The following is a 4,870-nucleotide window of genomic DNA, read 5'->3' as shown; positions in this document are numbered from 1 at the left end:
GTGAAGGATGCGTCGATCGACATTGTGAAGAGTGCTACACCATCTACCTACAATGCTGCAGGAGATGTGATCACGTACACCTTCGATGTGAGCAACACAGGCAACGTGACCTTGACAGATGTGACAGTGAGCGATCCATTGAGTGGATTGAGCGCGATCACTCCGGGTCCGGTTACCTTGGCACCGGGCGAGAACCAGGTGTTCACGGCAACCTATACCATCACGCAGACCGACATGGATGCGGGTCAGGTGGACAACACCGCTACAGCGACAGGCAATGATCCTGACGATGTGGAAGTAAGCGATACAGACAGCGAGACCATCACGGTAGTGAAGGATGCGTCGATCGACATTGTGAAGAGTGCTACACCATCTACCTACAATGCTGCAGGAGATGTGATCACGTACACCTTCGATGTGAGCAACACAGGCAACGTGACCTTGACAGATGTGACAGTGAGCGATCCATTGAGTGGATTGAGCGCGATCACTCCGGGTCCAGTGACGTTGGCACCGGGCGAGAACCAGGTGTTCACGGCAACCTATACCATCACGCAGACCGACATGGATGCGGGTCAGGTGGACAACACCGCTACAGCGACAGGCAATGATCCTGACGATGTGGAAGTAAGCGATACAGACAGCGAGACCATCACTGCAATTACTGATGCAAGAATAGCGATCGTGAAATTAGCAGATGTTGAAAGTGAGGATGATTGCTACGATACAGGTGATTTGATTACCTATACCTTCACTGTATATAACACAGGAAATGTGACCTTGAATAATGTTGAAGTGAATGAATTCCACTTCACTGGTACAGGTACTATGTCAGCAATTACTTTCATAAGCAGCAGCATGAACAGTGCAGAAGGAACTCTGTTACCAAATGAATCTGCCATCTACACCGCGACTTATGAAGTTACATTGGAGGATACCAATATCCGATACATCAATAACCAGGCAGAAGCAACTGCGGTATTTGAGGAAACTACAGTAGATGATCTATCTGGAGATTCTATTGATACTGATAACGAGACACAGGTTGATCTTTGTCAGAACCCAGCACTATCTATTGAAAAATCAATAATAGCTGGCAATCCTTATAGTGTGGTTGGGGACGTAGTAGAGTATCAATACATCGTAACAAATACTGGAAATGTGACCTTAGATGGACCATTCACAGTAGTAGATGATAAGGTACCTGGTATCCCAGCAGCAGTAGAGAATACGTTGGCACCGAATGAGTCCTTGACTTTGACTGCTACATATACCATTTCTCAAGCTGATTTAACAAATGGTTCGGTTACCAATATTGCTTCAGCAATTGGATACCTCAATGAAGCAGAAGTTATGTCAGAACCAGATCAGGCTACAGCTGAAGCGATATTTAATGATATCCTTGCAGTAGATGATAACGCTGGTACCTACACCATTTCTGGAGGAGTTGCATCTATCAATGCATTTGACAATGACTCTTATCTAGGAGGAGCTGCCAACACAGGAAATGTAATTCTTACTACTGTAGTTCCTGATCCTTCAGGGGTATTAACGGTAGATGAAAATGGTGTCATCACTATTGCAGCAAATGCAGCTGCAGGTGATTATGAATTGACTTATAGAATTACAGAAATCGGTAATGCTGACAATTATGATGAAGCAGTAATTAGTGCTACAGTTGAACCTGTATTACTGATAGATGAAATAGAGTCTTATTGCGAATTGGATGCTCCATATTTGAGATGGTTGCTTGAGCCTGCCAACTTTAACTTGCAGGATCTAGCACCAGGAAATCCAAATCCATTGACCATGATTTGGTATGATAGTAATGATCAAGAGATCATTAGATATGAGAATATTCCAATGGAAGGTTACATGTTGTTCCCTGGAGCAGATACCTTACCAGGTGGATATGGAAGTCAGTGGCCAGGATGGAAACTTGTTAAGAAACAATGGATTTCTGGAGACTTTAATTTCGCAGGAGTAAGAGAAGAAGGAGCCTATGTTAGATTTGAATTAAATCCAGAAGTAACTTCTGAGATAGCCTATCCAGGAGCTACAGAGGCATGTAATCCTAATCCAAATCCTCCTATCGCAGTTGACGATGATATGACAGGAATCCCTGTTTCAAGCCAACTTGGGTATTCAAACATTGTCAATGTATTGGATAATGATATGTTGGGTGATTTGACAGGTTTAGATACCGATTTAGTAGATGTATTTGAGGTATCTCAATCTACGCCAGGAGCCTTAATTCTGGATACAACAACGGGTCTAGTTAGTGTAAGTACAGGTCTTACTCCAGGTATTTATACACTAGAGTATAGAATATGTACTAATCCTAACCCAACGAATTGTGATACAGCAATTGTAACTGTCTTGGTGGTTCAGCCATCTGTTCAAATTGAGAAAACAGTTGTATCCAATGATGATCAGGTAGGAGGATTCATCACCTATAACATTAAAGTTATCAATGATGGAGATGTTGAGTTGAATGATATTGAAGTGGTGGATGAGTTGACAGGAGATGCTTGGACAGTTCCAACATTGGCAGCTGGCGCTTCTGCAAATTATATAACTCAACTGGCGATTACTCAAGATATCATTGAGCAAGAATGTGTGACCAATACTGCTTCTGCTACTGTATACTTATCATCAGAGGTAGAAAGTATTGTGTTGGCGGAAGATTCTGATTCGGTGGTTGAATGTATGACCTTAAGTCCAAGCATCAATATTGAGAAGGTAGCTAATCCTTCTCAGGTAGAAGCTGCAGGTCAAGAGATAATCTACTCATTGACAGTGACCAATACTGGTAATGTAATTCTATACGATGTGATTATTTCTGATCCATTGACTAGTCTGAATTTGAATGTTGGCACCATAGCCCCAGGATTGTCTTCTACAATTAATTCACCTTACACTGTAACCCAGTCAGATATGGATGCTGGTTCTATCTTGAACGTGGCTACAACATCTGGAACCTCTGTGAAAGGCGAAGTGGTAGAAGATCAGGATGAGGTAACAGTAGAGGCAGTTAGAATTCCAAATATTGCCTTGAACAAAACAGTAGATCTAGAATCTGTAAGTAGAGAGGGAATCGTTCTAAACTATACTTTGGAAGTGACCAACACCGGTAATGTGACTTTATCTAGTGGTAATTTGGTCGATCCTAAGACCGGACTTTCCTTGCCGAATATTTCCTTGGCACCGGGAGAAATGAAGTCCTTCTCCACTACTTATACAGTAACATTGCAAGACTTATTGAGTGGTAAGCCAATCTTGAATATCGCAACTGTTAATGCAGTGGATACTTTCTCTGGTACAACGGTTCAAGCACAAAGTCAGGCGACTGTTAGTGTGAACCTAGAGCCAGGAATCGAGATAGTGAAAACAGCTGATATTGAAGAGGCAACCTTCCCGGGTCAAGAGATTACTTACACATTGACAGTAACTAATACCGGTACTGCACCATTAGTAAATGTTCAAGTTTCTGATCCATTGACTGGATTTGAGGAGACCATCGGATTGTTATTGCCGAATGAGACTGAAGTCTTTACAACTACATATGTGGTGACTTTGGACGATTTGACTAACAAAGAGCAAGTAAGTAATACTGCTACCGTGAAAGGTACTGCTCCTAATGGAACTGAGGTAGAGGATCAAGATTCCGTGGATATAGTAATGAACTTACCACCGCCACCGCCACCAGCTCCAGACCCTGAGATCATTGCAAATGATGACGATTTCGGAACCTATTTCTTGAGCTATGGAGGTAGATTAGGAAATATCTTGGAAAACGATTTACTAGATGGTCAAAGACCTGACCCAGCAGATGTGGACTTCGAATTCACAGAATTGGATGGAGTAATCGGTTTGCTAATTGATGATGATGGTGAATTGAGCTTGATACCAGGTGTGAATGAAGCAAGAGAGTATAGATTGAAATATATCTTGAGAGAGGCTGGAAATCCAAGCAATAATGACGATGCTACAGTAGTCTTCAGATTACAAAACGATCAAGTGGATCTAAATGTGAGCAAGACTTCATTTGAAGCAGAGATCTATGAAGGAGATGTATTCGATTACGAAATCGTGGTGACTAATGGAGATACTCCAGCATCCAATGTGATTGTAACTGATAATCTTCCAACTGGTGTGACTTACTTAAGTAATGAGGTAACGGAAAATAGTTCTGGAGCAACTGTCACTGATAATGTTTCAGGTACTGCAATTACATGGACGATTCCAGTACTAGCAGCAGATGCCTCAGTAACCATTCGAGTGACGGTCAAAGCCGGAGCTGCAGGTTCAATTACTAATACAGTGATTGTAGGATCGGATGAGGATGATACTGACGAATCGAACAATCAGGATGATGATGTGAATACCATCTTGCCGTTCCACATTCCAAATGTGATCACTCCAAACAACGATGGAGACAATGACACCTTTGTGATCCAGGGTCTTGGCAAGTTTGTCAGCAATGAAATCACGATCTTCAACAGATATGGTGACCATGTTCTCGAACAGGAGAATTATCAAAACGACTGGGACGCTCCAGGGCAAGTGGCAGGAACTTACTTCTATGTGTTGACCACAGTAGATAGTAATGACAAAACGCACGAGTTCAAGGGCTGGATTCAGGTTATAAAAGAAAATTAAGAAGCGATATGAGAACGACTTTTAGAATCATAGTAATGAGTGTTTTGTTATTCTCGGTATCCGGGATAACAAAGGGCCAGCAGCTTCCCCAGTTCAGCCAGTATATTTTCAACGGGCTGCACATCAACCCGGGCTATGCGGGATACAAGGGGGAGCCTTATATCCAGAGCACGTACCGTAGCCAGTGGGTGAATTTTCCCGGAGCGCC

At 42.6% G+C, this 4,870-nt stretch carries 2 protein-coding genes; both read left to right on the top strand.

The features are described from left to right. Nucleotides 1–4,662: DUF7507 domain-containing protein (locus BUR11_RS21055; RefSeq protein WP_143186105.1), on the top strand; the 4,662-nt coding region annotated here is incomplete at its 5' end. A gap of 8 nt (nt 4,663–4,670) precedes the next feature. Beyond that, on the top strand, nt 4,671–4,870 hold a 200-nt coding region (locus BUR11_RS20865; RefSeq protein ID WP_143186104.1), incomplete at its 3' end, for a type IX secretion system membrane protein PorP/SprF.

It is taken from the genome of Algoriphagus halophilus, from assembly GCF_900129785.1.
Lineage (GTDB): Bacteria > Bacteroidota > Bacteroidia > Cytophagales > Cyclobacteriaceae > Algoriphagus > Algoriphagus halophilus.
Note: the sequence above shows the minus strand (reverse complement) of the source record. Positions and strands in the feature narration are given on the sequence as shown.